Source organism: Hornefia porci (genome assembly GCF_001940235.1).
Classification (GTDB): Bacteria; Bacillota; Clostridia; order Peptostreptococcales; family Anaerovoracaceae; genus Aminicella; species Aminicella porci.
In genome coordinates this window covers 1,555,089-1,574,781 of the sequence record NZ_MJIE01000001.1, presented here as the reverse complement: position 1 = coordinate 1,574,781, position 19,693 = coordinate 1,555,089, and the positions used below count along the sequence as shown (strand labels likewise).

General features: G+C 50.4%; 19 protein-coding genes. 17 read left to right on the top strand and 2 right to left on the bottom strand.

Going from position 1 to position 19,693, the window contains the following annotated elements; translation table 11 throughout:
• Nucleotide 1 precedes the first annotated feature (1 nt).
• On the bottom strand, nt 2-1,114 hold the full coding sequence (locus BHK98_RS07485; RefSeq protein WP_083628135.1) for a LacI family DNA-binding transcriptional regulator: 1,113 nt from the start codon (nt 1,112-1,114) through the stop codon (nt 2-4).
• Between the two features lie 419 nt (nt 1,115-1,533).
• Here BHK98_RS07485 and BHK98_RS07480 point away from each other — a divergent pair, with 419 nt between their 5' ends.
• The 12 genes from BHK98_RS07480 to BHK98_RS07425 all read left to right on the top strand — a co-directional run bounded on the left by BHK98_RS07480 (nt 1,534) and on the right by BHK98_RS07425 (nt 12,911).
• Nucleotides 1,534-2,835 carry an ABC transporter substrate-binding protein gene (locus BHK98_RS07480; protein ID WP_075715071.1) on the top strand — a complete coding sequence of 434 codons (1,302 nt, stop codon included), beginning with the start codon at nt 1,534-1,536 and terminating at the stop codon, nt 2,833-2,835.
• A gap of 23 nt (nt 2,836-2,858) precedes the next feature.
• Nucleotides 2,859-3,737: a carbohydrate ABC transporter permease gene (locus BHK98_RS07475; protein WP_075712992.1), complete on the top strand. Its 879-nt coding sequence runs from the start codon at nt 2,859-2,861 to the stop codon at nt 3,735-3,737.
• The gene (locus BHK98_RS07470; protein ID WP_075712990.1) at nt 3,737-4,600 is read left to right on the top strand and encodes a carbohydrate ABC transporter permease; all 864 of its coding nucleotides are present in this window, start codon (nt 3,737-3,739) and stop codon (nt 4,598-4,600) included. Before BHK98_RS07475 ends, BHK98_RS07470 begins: the two co-directional genes overlap by 1 nt.
• A gap of 21 nt (nt 4,601-4,621) precedes the next feature.
• Nucleotides 4,622-5,278, top strand: coding sequence for a YesL family protein (locus tag BHK98_RS07465; RefSeq protein WP_075712988.1), 657 nt, complete (start codon nt 4,622-4,624; stop codon nt 5,276-5,278).
• A 47-nt stretch (nt 5,279-5,325) separates the two neighbouring features.
• On the top strand, nt 5,326-6,807 hold the full coding sequence (locus BHK98_RS07460; RefSeq protein ID WP_075712986.1) for a glycoside hydrolase family 32 protein: 1,482 nt from the start codon (nt 5,326-5,328) through the stop codon (nt 6,805-6,807).
• 47 nt (nt 6,808-6,854) lie between these two features.
• On the top strand, nt 6,855-7,967 hold the full coding sequence (locus BHK98_RS07455) for an ABC transporter ATP-binding protein (protein WP_075712984.1): 1,113 nt from the start codon (nt 6,855-6,857) through the stop codon (nt 7,965-7,967).
• A 203-nt stretch (nt 7,968-8,170) separates the two neighbouring features.
• Entirely contained in the window at nt 8,171-8,956 is a 786-nt protein-coding gene (locus BHK98_RS07450) for an enoyl-CoA hydratase/isomerase family protein (RefSeq protein ID WP_075712982.1), read from the top strand.
• Nucleotides 8,957-9,160: 204 nt separating this feature from the next.
• Nucleotides 9,161-9,952, top strand: a complete 792-nt coding sequence (locus BHK98_RS07445) for an SDR family NAD(P)-dependent oxidoreductase (RefSeq protein ID WP_075712980.1) — start codon at nt 9,161-9,163, stop codon at nt 9,950-9,952.
• A gap of 17 nt (nt 9,953-9,969) precedes the next feature.
• A complete protein-coding gene (locus BHK98_RS07440; RefSeq protein ID WP_075712978.1) occupies nt 9,970-10,209 on the top strand; it encodes a lipoyl domain-containing protein in 240 nt (79 codons plus the stop codon).
• Between the two features lie 14 nt (nt 10,210-10,223).
• Nucleotides 10,224-10,946, top strand: coding sequence for a 2-oxo acid dehydrogenase subunit E2 (locus tag BHK98_RS07435; RefSeq protein WP_083628133.1), 723 nt, complete (start codon nt 10,224-10,226; stop codon nt 10,944-10,946).
• A 10-nt stretch (nt 10,947-10,956) separates the two neighbouring features.
• Nucleotides 10,957-11,922 (top strand): thiamine pyrophosphate-dependent dehydrogenase E1 component subunit alpha, encoded by a 966-nt coding sequence (locus BHK98_RS07430; RefSeq protein ID WP_075712976.1) that lies wholly within the window; start codon nt 10,957-10,959, stop codon nt 11,920-11,922.
• A gap of 17 nt (nt 11,923-11,939) precedes the next feature.
• The gene (locus BHK98_RS07425) at nt 11,940-12,911 is read left to right on the top strand and encodes an alpha-ketoacid dehydrogenase subunit beta (RefSeq protein WP_075712974.1); all 972 of its coding nucleotides are present in this window, start codon (nt 11,940-11,942) and stop codon (nt 12,909-12,911) included.
• Between the two features lie 57 nt (nt 12,912-12,968).
• Here BHK98_RS07425 and BHK98_RS07420 read toward each other — a convergent pair whose 3' ends face one another.
• Nucleotides 12,969-14,093 carry a response regulator transcription factor gene (locus BHK98_RS07420; RefSeq protein WP_075712972.1) on the bottom strand — a complete coding sequence of 375 codons (1,125 nt, stop codon included), beginning with the start codon at nt 14,091-14,093 and terminating at the stop codon, nt 12,969-12,971.
• Between the two features lie 220 nt (nt 14,094-14,313).
• On the opposite strand from BHK98_RS07420, the gene BHK98_RS07415 reads away from it, so the two are divergent.
• From BHK98_RS07415 to BHK98_RS07395, 5 genes are read left to right on the top strand one after another with little or no spacing between them, the layout of a single operon-like run.
• A complete protein-coding gene (locus tag BHK98_RS07415) occupies nt 14,314-15,270 on the top strand; it encodes a zinc-dependent alcohol dehydrogenase (RefSeq protein WP_158024476.1) in 957 nt (318 codons plus the stop codon).
• Nucleotides 15,271-15,293: 23 nt separating this feature from the next.
• Entirely contained in the window at nt 15,294-16,592 is a 1,299-nt protein-coding gene (locus BHK98_RS07410) for an acetyl-CoA hydrolase/transferase family protein (RefSeq protein ID WP_075712968.1), read from the top strand.
• 11 nt (nt 16,593-16,603) lie between these two features.
• Complete coding sequence (locus BHK98_RS07405) at nt 16,604-17,743, top strand: acyl-CoA dehydrogenase (protein ID WP_075712966.1); 1,140 nt, start codon at nt 16,604-16,606, stop codon at nt 17,741-17,743.
• A 21-nt stretch (nt 17,744-17,764) separates the two neighbouring features.
• Nucleotides 17,765-18,568 carry an electron transfer flavoprotein subunit beta/FixA family protein gene (locus BHK98_RS07400; RefSeq protein ID WP_075712964.1) on the top strand — a complete coding sequence of 268 codons (804 nt, stop codon included), beginning with the start codon at nt 17,765-17,767 and terminating at the stop codon, nt 18,566-18,568.
• Between the two features lie 11 nt (nt 18,569-18,579).
• Nucleotides 18,580-19,692, top strand: coding sequence for an electron transfer flavoprotein subunit alpha/FixB family protein (locus BHK98_RS07395; RefSeq protein WP_075712962.1), 1,113 nt, complete (start codon nt 18,580-18,582; stop codon nt 19,690-19,692).
• Nucleotide 19,693: the final 1 nt, after the last annotated feature.

Here is a 19,693-nt window from a genome sequence, read left to right as displayed (position 1 = left end):
GTTACGGCCGACTGGTGCCGCGGGGCATCAGGATCGGCGGAATGATTCTGTGTTCGGGTTTCGACGGAAAAGCGCTTCCGCCGTTTCCCGTATTTCCCTCCTTCACCGCCTTTTCCGCATTCCCCCCGTTTCCCTCGGATGAGGTTCTCTGTGCAGAGGCACCCTCTGTGGATTCGGAAATCTGTCTGACCAGAAGCTCCATGGCGGATTCTACAAGCTTGTCCGTCTGCTGCGCCACCGTACTGATCGGAACGACCGCCTGCATCGCGGCGGGAGAGCCGTCGAATCCGATGATCTTGAATTCATCGGGGAGGTGTCCGTATTTCCGGAGGATGTGATTCAGCACGATGCCGGCGGTCGTGTCGCTGCTGCAGAAGATTCCTTTTCGCTTTCCGGGATATGAAGCGATAATGTCCTCGACGATGGCGTCGATTTTTTTCTGAAGATCATCGTAGCTGCTGCCGAGCGTATAAGTGAGGATTTTGTAGTCCAGGCCGTGACGCTCGCATACGTCAGTGAAGCCGGTGATGCGGGCGCTGGCGGGAACCTGCGGATCATAGTCCTGGGAATTGATGTGAAGACAGATGTCGCAGCGGCATCGGTGCAGGAGCTCCGTCGCCTGGACGGCGCCGGAGTAATTATCGGTATTGACGCTGCTGATGCAGCGGTCCTCCCGCTCGACGGCGACGACGGGGATGCCGTAGGACGCCAGCTCGATGGAAGGAATCGTATGACTGAGGACAATGAGTCCCTCTACTTTGTAGGAAAGGAGCTCGCTGATGTAGCGGCGCTCTGTCTCCTCGTGGCTGCTGCCGCTGAAGACGATGAATTTGTAACCGTATTTTTCATAGGTGTTCAGGAAGAGATTCAGAAGCTCTGCATAAAAACCCAGGTAGAGGTTCGGCACGATGAGTCCGATAAATTCCGTCTGCCCGTTGGCGAGGATCCTGGCAACCTTGTTGCTTTTGTAATCCAGCACGTCAAGCGCATCCCGGATCTGTTTCCGGTGTTCGGGGGTAACCGACTCGGGACGGTTAAAAAATCTGGATATCGTTGTTTTCGAGAAGCCTGTGTACCGTGCTATGTCCTGATAGGTCACGTTTCTTTTCGCCATGGGAGTTACGTTCACCGCCTTTCACGCTGTCCTTGTCTAAAGCGATTATAAAACAGTTTTTTTTCGGTTGCAATAGTAAAAGTAATCGGTTACCTGAATTTTTATTCCGCGCAAAAAAGGGAGAATGTGGCAGAACCGAGAGGAAATGGTTGGATTTGTTAGAAATTAGACAATATTAGCAACAAACCGGTTGACAGAGAATTACAAACAATGTAAAATTATTGTAAAAAATAACCGGTTACTTTGTTAGGGATTCAGACACACAGCGCACGCGCTCCGGCAGCGGAGAAATGTCCCCGGCGCAGTCTGCAAACGACGCACGGCAGCGGAGAAATGTCCCCGGCGCAGTCTGCAAACGACGCACGGCGCAGACGCGCGTCGTGAAGAAGGATCCCGGGAAAGAACATGGAGGTAGCAGAGTGAAGAAAAGAATTCAAAAGTTGATTGCTCTGACTGTGATTGCGGCGATGTCAGGTTTCCTTCTGACAGGCTGCGGAACCTCATCTGATACGGATTCCCAGACTTCGGGAAGCAGCAGCGGAATTACGATTTTCAATTCCAAGATGGAAATTCAGGATCAGATGCTCGAAATGGCAAAGAGATACGAGAAGGAGACGGGCGTGAAGGTGGAGGTCTACTACTCCAGCGATACGGTCTCGGCTCACCTGGCTACAAAGTATGCATCCAACAATCCCTACACCATCTCGATGGTCGACGCCAAGGATGTTTATTCACTGGCGAAGGAGCACGCGGTAGATCTCAGTGATCAGAAATGGGTCAAGGACACCGACTATGAGATCAGTATCGACGGCAAAGTCTACGGTTTTCCGGTTTGCGTAGAGGCCAGAGGTCTGATCTATAACGCCGATGCGATTGAAAAGATCACGAAAGAGAAATTTAACCCATCCGATTATTCCACACTGACAGAATTCAAGGGACTTCTTGCGAAGCTGAGAAAGGGCGGAATGAAGCATCCGACCGGCATCATGAAGGAAGACTGGTCCCTGGCGGCGCATTACCTGGCGCAGGTCTATGAAGAGAGAAAGAATCCCGACGCCTTTGTCCGGGGGCTGAGCAGCGGCTCCGTCGATCTCTACAGGGACAAAAAATTCAACGAGCTGATGGATACGTTCGACGTTCTGATGGCAAACAATTATTCCAGAGACAGCGCGATCTCCGCGGAGCGCGAGGTTTCCGAACAGAAACTCGCAGAGGGGGAAATCGCGTTCATGTTCGGCGGCAACTGGGACTGGTCCGTTCTAAGCGCCTATGATTACAGCAAAAACATGGGAATTATGCCGGTCCCGCAGAACACCGACGATGGAATGAACAAAGAATTAGTGGGCGGCGGCTCCAAATTCTTCTTTATCGACTCCTCGAAGTACACCTCGGACAGGCAGAGGAAAGAGGCGAAGGCCTTCCTAAACTGGCTGGTGTATAACGAAGAAGGGCAGAAGTTCATCGTAGACGACTGCGCGCTTGTTCCCGCGTACAGGAACATTCGGCTGCAGGTGAAGGATCCGCTGGGGCGGTCCGTCAAGAAGTATGCGGACGCCGGGAAGCTTATTCCTAACTACAATTACCTGCCGGACGATCATTACGCGATTCTGGGCGCGTCCTTCCAGAAGTATCTGGCCGGTATGGACACCCGCAAGGGGTTCGCGAAGGCGGTGACCACCTACTGGAAGACCAAGACGTTAACGAAACATGAGGACGAATAAGGAATTCGTAAGGAGAGCATCTAATGGAAAGAAACACGATGTCATATAAGACAAAACAGTTCCTGATGTTTGCCGGTCCGGCTCTGCTCCTGTTTTCAATGGTGATCATCATTCCGTTCGTATACGGACTTTATCTGACCTTCACCAGCTGGGACGGAGTCTCCGTAAGCAAACCCTTCGTGGGCTTCGCGAACTATATTTCGGCATTCAAGGACTATTATTACTGGGCGGCGATCGGCAGGACACTGATCTATTCCGCATTTGCCGTCATACTCATCAATGTGGTGGCTTTTCTGCTGGCGTATCTGGTGACCAGCGGAGTCAAGGGACAGAACTTCTTCCGGGCGGGATTCTTCATTCCGAATCTCATCGGTGGAATCGTTCTGGGATATGTATGGAAATTCGTATTCAACCGCGCATTTGTCGCACTGGGAGAGGCCATTGCGGCGGGCACCGTCCCGTCTCTTCTGTCAACGCCCTCCGGCGCGCTGTTCTGCCTGGTGCTGGTATCGGTATGGCAGTACGCGGGATATATGATGCTGATTTACGTGGCGGGTTTCATGGGCGTTTCCGACAGTCTGAAGGAGGCGGCCATGATCGACGGCTGTACGCCTTCACAGGCGATGTGGAACGTGACGATCCCGCTGATGAGGACTTCCTTTGTAACATGCATATTCCTGAGCATTACCAGATGCTTCGTTGTATACGATGTCAACCTGTCGCTGACCAAGGGCGAGCCGTTCAACTCTTCCGTGCTTGCCGCGATGCATGTATACAACAAAGCCTTTGTCTACAAGGATTACGGCACCGGCCAGGCGGAGGCGCTGATTCTGTTTGTGATCTGCGCGGTCATCGGAATTACCCAGGTCTATGTCGGTAAGAAGGGGGAGGTGCAGGCGTAATGAATGCGAGTGAACAGGCCGCAAGAAAAAAGAAGATCCAGCATGTGATTATGATCATCGTGCTGATTCTCGTATTCCTTCTCTTTATCGCGCCGTTTATTCTGGTGCTGATTAACGTATTCAAGACCAAGGGCGATATCAATTCGGATCCGCTGGCTCTCATCGGCGCTCACGGATTCACACTCCGGAATTTCCCGGACGCGATGGCCAAGATGGATTTCTGGAACGTGTTCAGGAACTCCGCGGTCATCACTTTCTGTGCGACCGTGCTGACGATTCTGTTTTCGGCGATGGCGTCTTTTGTAATCGTCCGCAACGGAAGATGGAAGGCGTGCGCGATTCTGTTCGCGGCGATGATCGCATCCATGGTCATCCCGTTCCAGGTGCTGATGGTGCCGCTGGTATCTGTATACGGCGGAATTTTCCATATCCTGAACAGCAGGATCACGCTGATTCTGATGCATACCGGATTCTCCGTCTCCATGGCGACGTTCATGTTCCATGGAGCGATTAACACGAATATTCCCCTTGAGCTGGAGGAGGCCGCTCTCATCGACGGCTGCTCTAGGTGGCAGACCTTCTGGAAGATCGTGTTCCCGCTGCTGAAGCCGACGGTGGCGACGGTGGCGATTATTGACGCGATGGCCTTCTGGAACGACTACCTCCTGCCGAGTCTGGTGCTGGGTGAAAAACAGCTGTACACCATTCCGATCGCGACGCAGATGTTCTACGGAACCTATTCCACAGACATCGGTCTGGTGATGGCGGCGCTGCTGCTGGCGATGCTGCCGATACTGATCCTGTATCTGTTCCTGCAGAAATACATCGTCGCAGGAGTTACGGCAGGCGCGGTCAAGGGCTGATAAACAGGAGCCGGAGAGAATATGGAGCGGTTTTTTGACACAAATAATCCGATTATGCGTTTCCTGTCGCGGCTTGTGGACCTGGCGGTTCTGAATCTCCTGACGCTGGCGTGCGCTCTTCCGGTCGTAACGCTGGGAGCGTCGCTGACTGCCATGAACTACGTGACGATTCATCAGGCGCGGAATGAGGAGACCTATATCACAAAGATGTTTTTCAGGTCTCTGAAGGACAACCTGCGGCAGGGAATCGGGCTGGGTCTGATTTACGCCGGTTTCGCGGCGGTGGCTGCGGTGGATCTGCTGGCGCTGCGGCGGTTTGATACAAAGGACACAACAGCGCTGATGCTGATTCTGACATTTATATCAGTCTACGCGGTGACACTGGCGGCATACAGCTTCGGCCTGCTGGCGCGGTTTGAAAACACCGTCCGGGAAACGCTGAAAAACGCGATGCGGCTTTCCATCGGGAATCTGCCCCGGACAATGGGGATGATTCTGATATGGGTCGCGTGGGGCGCAGCACTGCTGTATCTGCATAAGGCGGCGCCTCTGGCCATCCTGCTGTACGGAGTCAGCCTTCCGGGATATCTTTGTACACTGCTCTACGATCCGGTTTTTCAGAAAATGGAAGCGGAGATAAACACGCAGTCCGGGACTGTCCCGAAGGAAGAGAAATAAACTGCGGAGAAGACTGCAGAACTGCAGCCGTCTGAAGAGGTGACAGGATGAGTCAGGCATTGAATGAAGCGAGACATTATGAAGAGGAAGCAGAACTGCAGATCGACGAGCAGGAACGGCCGGCATTCCATTTGTCACCCCGGATCGGATGGATGAATGACCCCAACGGGTTCTCCTGTTACGGAGGAAAATATCATCTGTTCTATCAGTATTATCCGTACAGCTCGCACTGGGGTCCCATGCACTGGGGACACGCCGTCAGCGGAGATATGATCAGGTGGACGTATCTGCCGGCGGCGCTTGCGCCGGATGAGCCTTACGACAGAGACGGCTGCTTCTCCGGAAGCGCGGTGTCAATGCGCGATGAGAAACAGCTGCTGATGTATACCGGTGCGGTGTTTGAGACAGAGTTTGGAGGAGCCTCTGTGCAGACGCAGAACCTCGCCGTCGGCGACGGACTGGATTATGTGAAATACAAAGGAAATCCGGTGCTTACCGCGGCGGATCTCCCGAAGGGCGGGAGTCCGTATGATTTTCGGGATCCGAAGATGTGGCGGGAGGAGGACGGAAGCTACGGCGTCGTCATCGCCTGCCGCAATGAAGGCGGATACACGCAGGTGGTGCTGTTCCGCAGTGAGGACGGGCTGCGATGGAACTTTGATACGGTCCTGGCGGAGAACCATGATCGTATCGGGCGGATGTGGGAATGCCCTGATTTCTTCCGGCTGGACGGAAAATATGTGCTGCTGGTCAGCGCCATGGATATGCTCCCTTCGGGGAGAGAATATCATAGCGGAAACAGCTGCGTGTACTTTGTCGGCGAATACGATCGGGAAACCGGGATCTTCACGGAGGAATGCGATCATGCGGCGGATTACGGCATCGACTTCTATGCGGCGCAGACGACGCTGACGCCGGACGGGAGACGGGTCATGATCGGCTGGATGCAGAACCCGGACACGACGAGTCTGCGGACGGTCACGCATCCGGTATTCGGACAGATGAGTATCCCGCGGGAGCTCTCAGTTCGGGACGGGGTGCTGTACCAGACTCCGGTCAGAGAACTTTCCGCGTACCGCAGAGACCCGGTGGTGAGAGAAAATGTCCGCCTGGACGACGCGGATCTGAGCATTCACGGAATCAGCGGCAGACTGGTGGACCTGGAGGTGGAGATCCGGGCGCAGGATCCGGTAGAAGGATACAGAGAGTTCCGGTGCCGGTTCGCCTGCGATGAGCGGTTCTATACGGAGTTCTGCTTCCGCCCGGATGACTCGGTGATTTCCATCGACCGGAAATTCTCGGGTCAGAGGCGGGCGATCATCCGCCACAGAGAGGCGGGTATCCGCCACGAGAACGGGAGACTTTGTTTCAGGATGATCCTGGACCGGTACAGCGCAGAGGTCTTTGTAAACGGAGGAGAAAAGGTCATGACCGTCACCCTGGAAACGCCCCGGGAGGCAGAGGGGATCTCCTTCCATGTAAAAGGAAAAGCGATACTGAATATAAAAAAATACCGCCTGGAGATCTGATCCGGGGCGGAACCGTTATCGGGATAAGAAATAAAAGGAGAGAAGAAATGGCAAATTTGTCTTTGAAGGGAATTCAGAAAATATATCCCAACGGCTATCACGCCGTGACCGATTTCAATCTGGAGGTGGAGGATAAGGAATTTATTATCTTTGTCGGTCCCTCCGGCTGCGGAAAGTCCACCACGCTGCGGATGATCGCGGGTCTGGAGGATATTTCGGAGGGAGAATTCCGCATCGACGGGAAGCTGATGAACGATGTGGAGCCGAAGGATCGGGACATCGCCATGGTGTTTCAGAGCTATGCGCTGTACCCGCACATGACCGTGTATGACAATATGGCCTTCGCGCTGAAGCTGCGGAAGCTGCCGAAGGACGAGATCGACCGGAAGGTTCGTGAAGCGGCCCGTATCCTGGACCTGGAGAAGCTGCTGGACAGAAAACCGAAGGCGCTTTCCGGCGGTCAGCGGCAGCGTGTCGCCATGGGCCGCGCCATCGTCAGAAACCCCAAGGTATTCCTGATGGACGAGCCTCTGTCCAACCTTGACGCCAAGCTGAGAGTCCAGATGCGGATTGAAATTTCCAAAATCCATGAGCGGCTGGGAGCTACGATAATCTATGTGACACACGATCAGACAGAGGCGATGACGCTGGGAACGCGGATCGTCGTCATGAAGCAGGGCGTGGTGCAGCAGATCGATACGCCGGATAATCTCTACAGCAGACCGTGCAATCTGTTTGTCGCGGGATTTATCGGATCGCCGCAGATGAATTTCATGGACGCAAAAGTGAGCGTTGACGGTGACAGCGTGACTCTTGCTGTCGGAGAGCATGTTCTTCATGTGCCGGAGGACAGAAGACAGGCCCTGATCGACGGCGGCTATGACGGCAAAACCGTCGTTCTCGGCATCCGTCCGGAGGATATCTCCGACGATGAAGAGTTCATCAAGGCCAATCCGGACTGCGTGATCCGCTCGAAGATTAAGGTGTACGAGATGCTGGGAGCCGAAGCGTATCTCTACTTCGACGTTGAGGGGACGCAGGTCACCGCACGGGTGAATTCCAACACACAGCTGCGCCAGGGCTCCGATGCGGTGTTCGCGCTTGACATGTCAAAGATTCACCTCTTCGACAAAGAAACCGAGAAAAATATTCTTTTCTGAACTGCTCTATACTACAGCGAAAGCGGGTGTTCTGCTATGGCGGGATGCCCGCTTTTGCTGTGGAGGAGAATATCCCCCATAATAAGTAAAAATTTAGAATATTACAAATCAACCTTTAGGGCGATATGCAAAGAATAATTTTTACGAATAAAATATATTGTTAATATTTTATGACGGATCAGTAACGAAACGAGGTGATAGTGATGAAAACGCTTTTGGACAAAAGGGATGGCATTGGAATTATAACAATGAACTGTCCGGATAATCTGAATGCGATTGATGTAGGGATGTCTGCAGAACTTCTGGAGAGACTGCAGTCATGTGATCAGGATGATGAGATCAAGGTGGTTGTTCTGCGTTCTGGCGCAAAAGCTTTTTCTGCGGGAGGGGATCTGGTATATAGTTACAAAAAACTTCAGGCAGGAGATGACATTGATTTTACCGAGCTGGTGGAGAATGTGGGTAAACTGGTTTTAGAGATAAAGAAAATGAGGAAACTGGTCATCACACAGGTGGATGGTGTCGCCGCAGGAGCAGGAGCCAGTCTGGCAATTTCAGGAGATATTGTTCTTTTGTCAGACAGAGCAACGCTGGTACAGGCTTTTGTTAATGTAGGGCTGGTACCAGACACCGGTGGAACGTATCTGTTAACCCATTCTCTAGGTATGGCACAGGCGATGAAATTTATGATTACAGGAGAGCCGATGAAATCGGCGGATGCTTTGGCTTTCGGCTTGGCAACAGAGGTTGTGGAGTCTAAGGAACTGGAGGCTGTAACGGAGAAGTGGGCGAATAAAATCGCAAAAGGACCACTGAAAGCATATGAGAATTTGAAGCGGCAGGTTTATTACGCAGCCTATCGAGATTTGCCTATGTATCTGGAAAATGGTGAAAAGCCGACACAATTGAAGGTTAGCCATAGCAGTGATTTCAGGGAAGGCGTTGCAGCCTTTGTCGAAAAAAGAAAACCGCAGTTCCAGGGGAAATAGATGACGGTATGAGCAGAGGAGAGCATTCGAAGAATCATACAACATGAAAGAGCAGGCGCGAAAGCGATCTGCTCTTTTAAAAAATCATAAAAAGGGGTGATACGGGCCGAGAAGAACAACATCATTCCGGGGTGCGATGCAGAAGCGAGGGAGGTCTGATAGGATGGTTACAACGTAAACAAAATCGAAAGAGGAGGTAAACGAATGGTAAGTATCGAACTGAAGGATCGTGTCGCAATTCTCACCGGTGCTGCGACCGGGCTCGGTAAGGAGACGGCATGTCTAATGGCAGATTGCGGTGCCAACATCGTGATAGGCGACATGAACGTTGCGGGAGCAGAAGATGCAGCTAAGGAGATCGCAGATAAGTATGGTGTCCAGGCATATGCAGCAGAGTGTGATGTAACTGATGCAGTTCAGGTAAAGAAAATGTTTGAACTTGCGAAGGACAAGTTTGGCAAGATTGACATCGTTGTAAATGCCGCAGGAATATGCGTTTATCAGATGTTGCACGAGGCGGATCCGGATGCAGTTGCAAAGATGATGAACATTAACATCAACGGTACTGATATTATCGACAAGCTGGCCCTTGCGTATATGAAGGAACAGGGAGAAGGAAGAGTTATCAATTTTTCATCCGTGGCAGGCCGTGGCGGAAGCATTCTGGTTCCCCATTATGCTATGACGAAGGCTGCGATCATCAACCTGACCCAGAGTTACGCTATGTTGGGAGCCAAATTCGGTTTGCAGTACAATGCAGTGTGCCCAGGCATCATCAAGACGGATATTTGGATGAAATATTTGCGGCAGATTATTCCGGGTGATGAGGAGAAGCAGGACGCATTCTTTGACAAATTCTGTTCTGATCATATTCCGCTTGCGAGACCGCAGGAGACAACAGATATTGCAAATGCGGTGCTGTTCCTTTCTTCTGATTTGGCAAAGAACATTACAGGACAGGCATTGAATATCTGTGGCGGTATGCACATGGATTGATAAGAAGGGAGAAAATAATGGCTAAGTATGAGGTAAACATGCCGAAATTCGGCGCGACGATGGAAGATGGAGAGATTGTTGAGTGGTATAAGAACGTCGGAGATCCGGTGAAAAAGGGCGACAAACTCTGCAGTATTATGACAGAAAAACTGACCAATGACCTGGAAGCGATGCATGACGGGACTCTGACGGAGATCAGTACGCAGGTTGGTGAGAAGGCTAACTGCGGCGACATCATCGGATACATCGAGGACTAAAAGGTGGTGAAATCATGCAGGTGGGCGAAACTACGCAGGATGGTAAAACTATAAGTAAAATTGAGAAGATGATCGGAATCCGCAAGTTGACACTGGATTCTCTTCAGGAAAGTATGCGCAGAGCACCTCAGGTTTCGGGGTTTGTTCATGCAGATGTGAGCGGTGTGGTCAAACTGAGAGCGAAGTTAAAAGAAGAGGGATACAAAGTAAGTATCACAGATATTTTTGTAAAGCTCGCAGCTATGGCTATCGAGAAACATCCTGAGGTGAATTGCTCTCGGACAGAAAGTGAACTGATTTACTACTCTTCGATCAATATGGGTGTCGCAGTGGGTACACCCACGGGACAGCTTATTGTTCCAGTAATCAAAAACTGTGAAAGTAAGTCTTTGCTGGACATTTCTGCGGGAATGAAGGAAATCCAGGAGAAGGTCAAGAACAATCAGCTCACCATGGATATGATGGAGGGTGGAACCTTCACATTGAGCAGCATTGGGATGTTTAATGTGGATAATGCGGATCCCATTCTGAATGTGCCCCAATCTGGAATCATCGCTGTTGGACGAATTCAGAATGAGCCGGTGGTATTGGAGGATATGTCCATTGGGATCTGTCCCAAAGCTTACCTTTCAATTACCCTTGATCATGGCGCTATCAACGGTGCCCCAGCCTCGATGTTCATGAGGACGTTCTCGGAGATGGCCGCGGTGGCGGATCAGATAATCACGATAGAATAGGAGGATCATTATGAAATATCCAAAAGAATACTACATGGACACATATGAGAAGCTGACTTTTGCCAGGCAGTATGAGATGAAGGTTCCGGAACTGCTGGCGACAGGAAAGCTCCCCGGATTTTACCACCTGGCTGTTGGTCAGGAGGCGATTCAGATGGCAATCTATCTGGAGAAGGAGGACGCTGACTGGCTGAGTCCGCACCCGAGATGTCATCCGCTGTATGCTTTGACATGCGGAATCAACGACTTTACTACCGAGATGATCGGCAGAAAGAGCTCCTTGTGTGGGGGAGTTGCCAGCTATGTGCATATCTTCTCACCAGAGCATCACATTTGCCCATCTAACGGTCTAATGGGCGAAAATCAGGCTATCGGCGCAGGTTTCGGTTTGGCTCTGACCGAATTTGATGACACTGAAGGTTGTTTGATTCTGGGAATCGGCGATGGGACTCTGGAAGAGGGTGCAGTCAACGAAGTGATGAATGTGATTGCATCAAGAAATTTGAAGGTTTGCATGATCATTGAGAACAATGATATTACGATTTCCACACGCAAGCACGATGTCAGTCGTCTGAGGGACCCGGGAGAAAGAGCATATGGAATGGGTCTTCCGGTCATGTTTGGAGACGGTAATGATATCTTCGAGGCAAGAGAACTGATCCGTATCGGTCTGGAGAAAGCTCGTAGAGGTGAGCCGAATGTGATATCGCTGAAGACCTATCGTCTGAGAGGACATTTCGAGGGTGATCCTACTGTGTATCGGGATCCTGCCGAGACAGAAGAGGCGATGAAGCACGAGCCGGTGAAACGTTGCCGCGAATTCCTGATGTCCAAAGGCATTGCTACGGAAGAAGAGTTAAATGCTATCGATGAGGCACAGGGCAAGATAGTCAACACCGCCTTTGAGCAGGCAGTGCAGGCGGAAATTCCTACACCGGAAGACGTTATCGGGCCGGAACTTGTTTTCGCAGACTGAGAAAGGAGATGGAAATCATGGCAGAAATGACAATGATACAGGCTCTGAATACCGCATTGAAAGAGGAAATGGAGCGTGACGAAAACGTATTTCTGATGGGCGAAGATATCAGAGAGATGGGAAGTACTTTTGGCGTAACCACCGGACTCTATAAGATATGGCCGGATCGTGTGATCAACACACCTCTTGCAGAGGCTGGAACCGCCAATATGTGCGTAGGAGCAGCGCTGTACGGGAAGCGTCCGGTGTTTGAGATCATGTTCGCAGACTTTAGTACTTTGATCTATGATGCCATTGTCAATCAGGCATCCAAGATGAGATACATGTCTCACGGAAAGGTATGCTGCCCGGTGGTATTCCGCGGACCTCAGGGTGCTGGCGGAGGAATTGGTGCGCATCACAGCCAGACCGTAGACAGCTGGTTCATGAATGCCCCGGGTTTGAAGATGGTAGAACCCTCTACCCCACAGGATGCTTACGGATTGATGAAGGCCTCTATCAGGGACAACAACCCGGTGCTGTTTTGGGAACACAAAGCGCTGTATAGAGTTCCCGGTGATGTACAGACTGGTGAAGATCAGATCGTTCCTATCGGAAAAGCTAAGGTATGCAAGGAAGGAACAGATATTACAGTCGTTGCAGGACAGCTGATGCTCATGCGCATCTTCAAGCTCTTGCCTGAGCTGGAAAAGGCCGGAATCAGCATTGAACTGATCGATCCGAGGACAATCAAACCCTTTGATTATGAAACCGTTGAGGCATCTGTACGGAAGACAGGAAGACTGCTGATGGTGGCAGAGGGCTGTCGTGAAGGTAACTGGACCGCGGACATAGCCTCCAATATTGGGGAAACCTGCTACAATGCTTTGAAGGGACCGGTCAGAAGACTGGGCGCAATCGATTCACCAATACCGTATGCGACAGCAGAGCTCTTCATGATTCCAAGTGAAGACAGTATTGCTAAGACCATTAAGGAAATGGTGAAATAGGACACTGACAAAAAAGATGATACCGGCAGTTGATGCCGGTATCGACGATTATAAACCCTAATACTGAGACTTGCTTTCCTCGGAAAGAAGCTGCATAAGAGAAACACGGTTCTGGACGTTCAGTTTTTCGTAAATATGCTGAATGTGAGTTTTCACCGTGTTCAGACTGATAAAGGTCTGTTCCGCGATCTTGGCGTTGGTCAGCCCCTGAGCAATCAGTTTTGCAATCTCCCACTCCCGATCCGTTAGTTTCTGCCGGATTCTGGAATATCCCAGTTTTTCGGACTCTGAGATATAAGAGGATTGGAAAATGAAGAGAAGATAATTCAGGCTGATTTTGCTGAAGTTCTCATCGATGGAAATGAAGGAATTAATCCGAAATTCGAACAGGGCATTGTCGATGGGAATAGTGATGTGCTCGTTGTCAGTGACAAGTCGTTCCTGAAACTGTGTCATCACATACTGTACAGTGTGCAGATTCTCAGAGGCGGATTCATCTGACAACGGATCGCACTCGCGGAAGAGAGCATTGTATATGATATCGCAATACTTCCGGGCGCAATCGTTTGCTTGGACAACGTTCCTCTTGTTGTCTAATATCATGGCGCCGAAGTCTACATTTTGGTAGCAGGAGTTGAAGAGTTCCTCGGCAAGATGCCGACTTGTCTGGGAGATAGCAATCATATAGTGCTGTGCGATGAAGCGACTGAGCTCCTCAAGGATCCATATTTCATCCCGGGACAAAGGTCCTTCCTCTTCAGATCGATAGATGGAAATGACTCCAAGTCTGACCTTGTCGTATACCAGATTCAGGATCGTCTGATAGGGAACATTTGCATCCCGCAGGAAGGAATGGTACCTGGCGCTGCGAGAATTTTTTTCCGGGAAGGCTTCTTCTACCTGAATGACCGGTCGGAAACGCAGTTGAGCAGGGAGATTACGAGCCCGAAAGGGGTCTAGATCCACGGCTCTGGTGTAATACTGCTCCAGCAGTTGTTCACTGAGACCGCGCGTGCGGATTTCGTTGAACCAGGTGTCCGGATTGGAGCTGTTCAGTGTGGCAAAACTGGAATTCAGCGGGATAAAGGTCAGTTTATGAAACGGAAAATATCGGTCGATCAACTCCAGAACATGATCCGGGTAGTTGGTATAGTCATTGGGCAGTTCATAGAGAAAATTCAATAATGCCGAAACTTCCTTGATGGATGACGGTTGCATAATTTACTCCTTTTGTACGTGCAATAGTTGTATTGATATTATACAAAAAATGAAAGAAGATTGCAATTAATTGCAATATGAGAGTGACCGAAACGGAGGTGTATCCATGAAAGCACTGAGATTAGTGGAACCGAAGAATTTTCAGATCGTTGATATTCCGGAGCCGATCCAGGACGGAAAACATGTGATTATTGATGTGGAAAGGGTTGGACTGTGTGGCTCTGACCTTACGCTGTGGAAGGGAACCAGAATTTTCGGCAGTGGGCACATAATGGGTCATGAATACTGTGGAACGGTGGTTGATCCGGGACCGCGGAAAGATCTGTGCATAGGTGATAGAGTTGCCGGCATTCCTGCGAATTATTGTCGAAACTGCTTCTTTTGCAACAATGGAATGGAGAATTTGTGTAATGAAACGGTCACAAAGGGTGGTCCCGGCGTGACGATTGATGGAGCGTGCACTGCCCGCTTCGCGGTTCTTGCAGACAAAGCATTCAAGCTGGACAGCGCTGTGAAACCGGAATTGGGTGCACTGGTAGAGCCTATCGCCAACGGGCACCACGCGGCGATCACCCGGGGAAACGTTCAGGCCGGGGAAAATATACTAATCATTGGCGGTGGCATCATAGCTATACTCACGGCATGGTGGGCAAAAAAACAAGGCGCTTATATTGTAATGTCAGAAATCAACGAGAATAGGATTGCACACCTGAAGAAGTTCAGCGCAGCTGACGAAGTCGTCAATCCTATGGAAGAAGGAGCGTTGAAGGCGGTTCAGGCGAAAACAAAAATCGGATTCGACAAGATCTTCGAGTGCAGCCATCCCAATGATAAGCTGTTTAACGAGACGCTGATCCCTATGGCGCGGAAAGGCGGGACAATAATTCAGGTTGGCAGCATGGAGGGCGTTCTCAGTTTCAATTTCTTCGCATTTCAATACAAAGAACTGTCATATGTCTCTAGCTGGAGCATAACTGAAAATGATTTTACTGAAGCGATCTGTGCGATTGAGAAATATCCGCAGGATTTTCTTCCGCATATCACCAGTGTGATTTCCATGGGGGAAGTTCAAGAGCGGATGACTGCAATGTCTTCTGGAAAACTTCAGGATGTCAAGGTTATAATTGATCCTCATCGGTAAAGTGACAGAAAGGATTTGCAACAGTGGATTACAAAAAAATTTACAGAGAAAAAATCGTTAGTGTAGAAGAAGCTCTTTCTCATATTCATCAGGGCGACCGCATTATGACTTCGCTCTGCGCACAGGCACCGTTCCTGTTGCTGAAGAACCTGCATAAGGTTGCTGAGGCGGGGGTAGGTTTCAAAATATACAGCAACATGGATCTGTTTAACTATCCATACTTGGTGGAGGAAAAATACAGAGACTTGATCGACGTGGACAGCCTGTTTGAGATGGACGGGGATCGAGCTGGTCATCGTAAGGGACTCGTGAACTATGTTCCGGGACATCTTCACGACGGGTCCTGGCGCTGGGCTGACTATTATAAACCAAATGTCTTCATAGGCGCGGTGTCCTCTATGGATGAGCATGGATTTTGCAGATTTTCCCTGAGCAACATACACGAAAAAGAGTTTGCCCGCCGGGCAGATGTTGTGATTTGCGAGGTGAATCCGAGGCTGCCTCAGGTAAATGGGGATACAGAAATCCATATCAGTGATATTGATTACATCGTAGAGTCCAAGGAGCCGATTCCTGTTTTGCCGGAGACACTTAAATTGTCCCCGGAGGATGAAGCAATCGGGGGTTATGTTTCCACTCTGGTGAACGATGGCGATACCATCCAACTGGGGATTGGCAAGATCCCGGATGCTGTGGCGAACGGACTGATGGAAAAACAGGACCTTGGCGTGCATACAGAGCTGATGACCGATGCCATCTACCGATTGACAGAAGCCGGGGCAGTGACGAATAGGAAGAAGACACTCTTTCGCGGAAAGAGCATCGCAACATTCGCTTTGGGAAGTCAAAAACTGTATGATATGATGCACCAGAATCCGGGTGTATGGATTATGCCGGGGGATCTGGTCAATGATTCCCATATCATTGCGAAGAATGATAATATGGTGTCAATCAATACGGCTATCGAGGTGGATCTCACCGGGCAGGTGTGTTCGGAATCCATCGGAACTTTGCAGTACAGTGGTACCGGCGGTGCCGTGGATACTTCTGCAGGAGCAGGAGCATCAAAGGGCGGGCGGTCTATCATCTGCCTGCATTCTACCGCCAAGAAAGGAGAACGCTCCACTATCAATGCTATGCATACCCCTGGAGCCATTGTCACTCTTTCCCGAAATAATGTGGATTACATCGTCACAGAGTATGGGATTGCACCCATGCGGGGACGTAATATCCGACAGAGGATACAGAATCTGGTTGCGGTGGCTCATCCGGACTTCCGGACGGAAATCAGAAAGGACGCAGAAAAATATCAACTTTGGTAAGGAGGCCATGAATGAATTTTGAACTGACAAAAAGACAGGAATTCGTGCGGAAACTGGTGCGGCGTTTTGTGGAAAACGAGGTAGCACCTATCGCAGCGGAGATTGACCAGGAACATCGCTTTCCTCGGGAGACCATTGACAAGATGGGTAAACTGGGAATGATGGGAATCGCCTATCCCAAGAAATACGGCGGAGCCGGCGCGGATTACGTTTCCTATATCATCACTATTGAAGAAATTGCCAAGGCGTGTGCCACAACAGCCACGGCTTTTGCCTGCCACAACTCTCTTTGTTGTTGGCCTATTTACACTTTTGGCAGTGAGGAGCAGAAGATGAAATATTTGCCGGATCTCTTTTCCGGACGGAAACTGGGTGCCTTCGGACTGACTGAGCCGGGAGCAGGCTCCGATGCGGGAAGTCAGCAGACCAAGGCGGTTTTGGAGAACGGTGAATGGGTACTGAACGGAACTAAGTGCTTTATTACAAACGGTGGTCAGGCTCAGGTATACGTCATCATTGCTCAGACCGACAAGGATCTGGGGAACAAAGGTATTTCAGCCTTCATTGTGGAGGATACAGATCCGGGATTTTCCATCGGCAAGATCGAATCGAAGATGGGAATCCGGGGATCAGCGACGGCAGAATTGGTGTTCCAGGATTGCCGCATCCCGGAGGACAGACTTCTGGGAAAATACAATCGTGGTTTCAACATTGCCATGGAAATTGTAGATGGCGGACGGATTGGTGTTGCTGCAGAGGCAGTAGGCATTGCTGAGGGAGCATTGGAAACAACTGTTGAATATATGAAACAAAGAAGACAGTTTGGCAAACCTCTGACTAAATTCCAGGGACTCCAGTTTGATATTGCGGAGATGAAGGCCAGAACGGAATGCGCCAGAATGATTTGCTACAAGGCGGCTCAGGAAAAGAATGATGGGCTTCCTTACATCATGGATGCGTCTATTGCTAAGTACTATGCTGCAGAGACAGCAATGTTTGTCACTACAAAGGCTGTGCAGCTGCATGGTGGATACGGGTATACAGAGGATTATCCGGTGGAGCGGATGATGCGGGATGCGAAGATCACCGAGATCTATGAAGGAACATCGGAAATTCAGAAAATGATCATTGCCGGGCAGGTATTTAAATAGAGTGTTACAGGAGGAAAGAAGATGGCTTATAAAATTATTGTATGTGCCAAGCAGGTACCTGACACTAATGTTATCAGAATCGATCCCAAAACAGGGACACTGATTCGTCAGGGCGTTCCGAGCATATTGAACCCTGATGATGCAAATGCGCTGGAAGGTGCTCTGACCCTGAAGGACCGCTATCCCGGATCCACCGTCACGGTGGTGACTATGGGACCACCTCAGGCAAAGGATATTCTGATCGAGGCGATCGCCATGGGAGCGGATAAGGGCGTCCTGTTGACGGATCGTGCAGTTGGTGGTTCGGATACATGGGCGACATCCAATGCTCTGGCAGGCATGATTCGGTACCTGGGGGATTTTGATATTCTTATCGGAGGTCGGCAGGCCATTGATGGGGATACGGCGCAGGTAGGACCGCAGATCGCTGAGAAACTGGGAATTCCTCAGGTCACTTATGTAGAGGGTCTGGAAATAGAAGAGGACGGTCGCACGGTTCTCGCCAAACGACAACTGGAGGATGGATACGAGACTGTCGAGGTTGCCCTCCCCTGCATGTTAACCTGCGTAAAGGAATTAAATGAGCCCCGATATATGACTTATGCGGGAATTTTTGATGAAGAAATGGATGAAAAAATTATAACCTTGAGTGCCACGGATGTGAACCTGGATCCCGCGATCGTCGGTCTTAAGGCTTCTCCAACCAATGTGTTCCGTTCCTTTACCCCTAAACCGAAGGGTCGAGGGATCATGCTGGACGGGGGCGACGAGAAGGAACAGGCGACCAGACTTCTGGTCAATCTGAAAGCAAAGCATGTGATCTAAGGGGGGCAAAAATGAATCGTTTTGAAGAATATAAAGACATTTGGGTATTTGCAGAGCAACGTGACGGAAAACTGGCTAATGTTGCCCTGGAGTTGATCGGCGAAGGGCGGCGACTCTCCAGAGATATGGAGAGGAATACAAAGGTGTATGCTATTTTGGCAGGAGCCCAAGAGGATGTGGACTCCCTGGCGAAGGAGTGCTTCGAATACGGTGCAGATGGCGTAATCTCCTTGCAGCATCCTTTGTTGAAGCAATACACCACTGATGCTTACACAAAAGCCCTGACAGAGTTGATCATACAGCGCAAGCCAGAGATCGTCATCTATGGAGCTACTCATATCGGACGGGATCTTGCACCGCGGATCGCAGCTCGTGTCGACACCGGACTTACGGCAGACTGCACTCATCTAGATGTGAACCTGGATAAATATGTTGATTACGCAAATAAGAATACCACATTGGACACTAGCAAAATTGATCCGGCATCAGATGACGGGGGCCTGAAGATGACCCGTCCGGCGTTTGGCGGGAATCTGATGGCGACCATCATCTGCCCTAATACAAGACCTCAGATGTCAACAGTGCGCCCTGGCGTCATGCAGAGGCTGGAACGAGATCTTCAGGCAGATGGGGAAGTAGAAGTGGTTGTGCCCCAGTTGGAAGAGAAGGATATTCGTATCAAAGTATTGGAGGTTATCAAGTCGGCGAAGGAAATGATTTCTTTAACGGACGCAGATATTATCTGCTCCGGCGGACGGGGACTGGGCGGTCCGGAGGGCTTCGAGCTTATGCGGAGGTTTGCTGAGAAAACCGGCGGCGTGGTGGGAGCCTCCCGTGCGGCGGTGGATAGTGGCTGGATTGATCATTCTCATCAGGTTGGGCAGACAGGAACTACAGTGAAACCGAAAATTTACTTTGCCTGTGGTATCTCCGGCGCGATTCAGCACTTAGCCGGCATGCAGACTTCGGATATCATTGTAGCCATTAATAAGGATCCGGATGCGCCCATCTTCACGGTAGCAGATTTCGGCATCGTGGGGGATCTGTACAAGGTGGTTCCGGTGATCATCAATTTGTGGGACGATGCTGAGGAACTCTACGAGACAGATTTAAGGAGGCAGTAGA

Excerpts from the sequence above, each read along its gene's own strand:
- BHK98_RS07485 (WP_083628135.1), bottom strand. The coding sequence starts at position 1,114 with ATGGCGAAAAGAAACGTGACCTATCAGGACATAGCACGGTACACAGGC.
- BHK98_RS07475 (WP_075712992.1), top strand. The coding sequence starts at position 2,859 with ATGGAAAGAAACACGATGTCATATAAGACAAAACAGTTCCTGATGTTT.
- BHK98_RS07470 (WP_075712990.1), top strand. The coding sequence starts at position 3,737 with ATGAATGCGAGTGAACAGGCCGCAAGAAAAAAGAAGATCCAGCATGTG.
- BHK98_RS07465 (WP_075712988.1), top strand. The coding sequence starts at position 4,622 with ATGGAGCGGTTTTTTGACACAAATAATCCGATTATGCGTTTCCTGTCG.
- BHK98_RS07460 (WP_075712986.1), top strand. The coding sequence starts at position 5,326 with ATGAGTCAGGCATTGAATGAAGCGAGACATTATGAAGAGGAAGCAGAA.
- BHK98_RS07455 (WP_075712984.1), top strand. The coding sequence starts at position 6,855 with ATGGCAAATTTGTCTTTGAAGGGAATTCAGAAAATATATCCCAACGGC.
- BHK98_RS07450 (WP_075712982.1), top strand. The coding sequence starts at position 8,171 with ATGAAAACGCTTTTGGACAAAAGGGATGGCATTGGAATTATAACAATG.
- BHK98_RS07445 (WP_075712980.1), top strand. The coding sequence starts at position 9,161 with ATGGTAAGTATCGAACTGAAGGATCGTGTCGCAATTCTCACCGGTGCT.
- BHK98_RS07440 (WP_075712978.1), top strand. The coding sequence starts at position 9,970 with ATGGCTAAGTATGAGGTAAACATGCCGAAATTCGGCGCGACGATGGAA.
- BHK98_RS07435 (WP_083628133.1), top strand. The coding sequence starts at position 10,224 with ATGCAGGTGGGCGAAACTACGCAGGATGGTAAAACTATAAGTAAAATT.
- BHK98_RS07430 (WP_075712976.1), top strand. The coding sequence starts at position 10,957 with ATGAAATATCCAAAAGAATACTACATGGACACATATGAGAAGCTGACT.
- BHK98_RS07425 (WP_075712974.1), top strand. The coding sequence starts at position 11,940 with ATGGCAGAAATGACAATGATACAGGCTCTGAATACCGCATTGAAAGAG.
- BHK98_RS07405 (WP_075712966.1), top strand. The coding sequence starts at position 16,604 with ATGAATTTTGAACTGACAAAAAGACAGGAATTCGTGCGGAAACTGGTG.
- BHK98_RS07400 (WP_075712964.1), top strand. The coding sequence starts at position 17,765 with ATGGCTTATAAAATTATTGTATGTGCCAAGCAGGTACCTGACACTAAT.
- BHK98_RS07395 (WP_075712962.1), top strand. The coding sequence starts at position 18,580 with ATGAATCGTTTTGAAGAATATAAAGACATTTGGGTATTTGCAGAGCAA.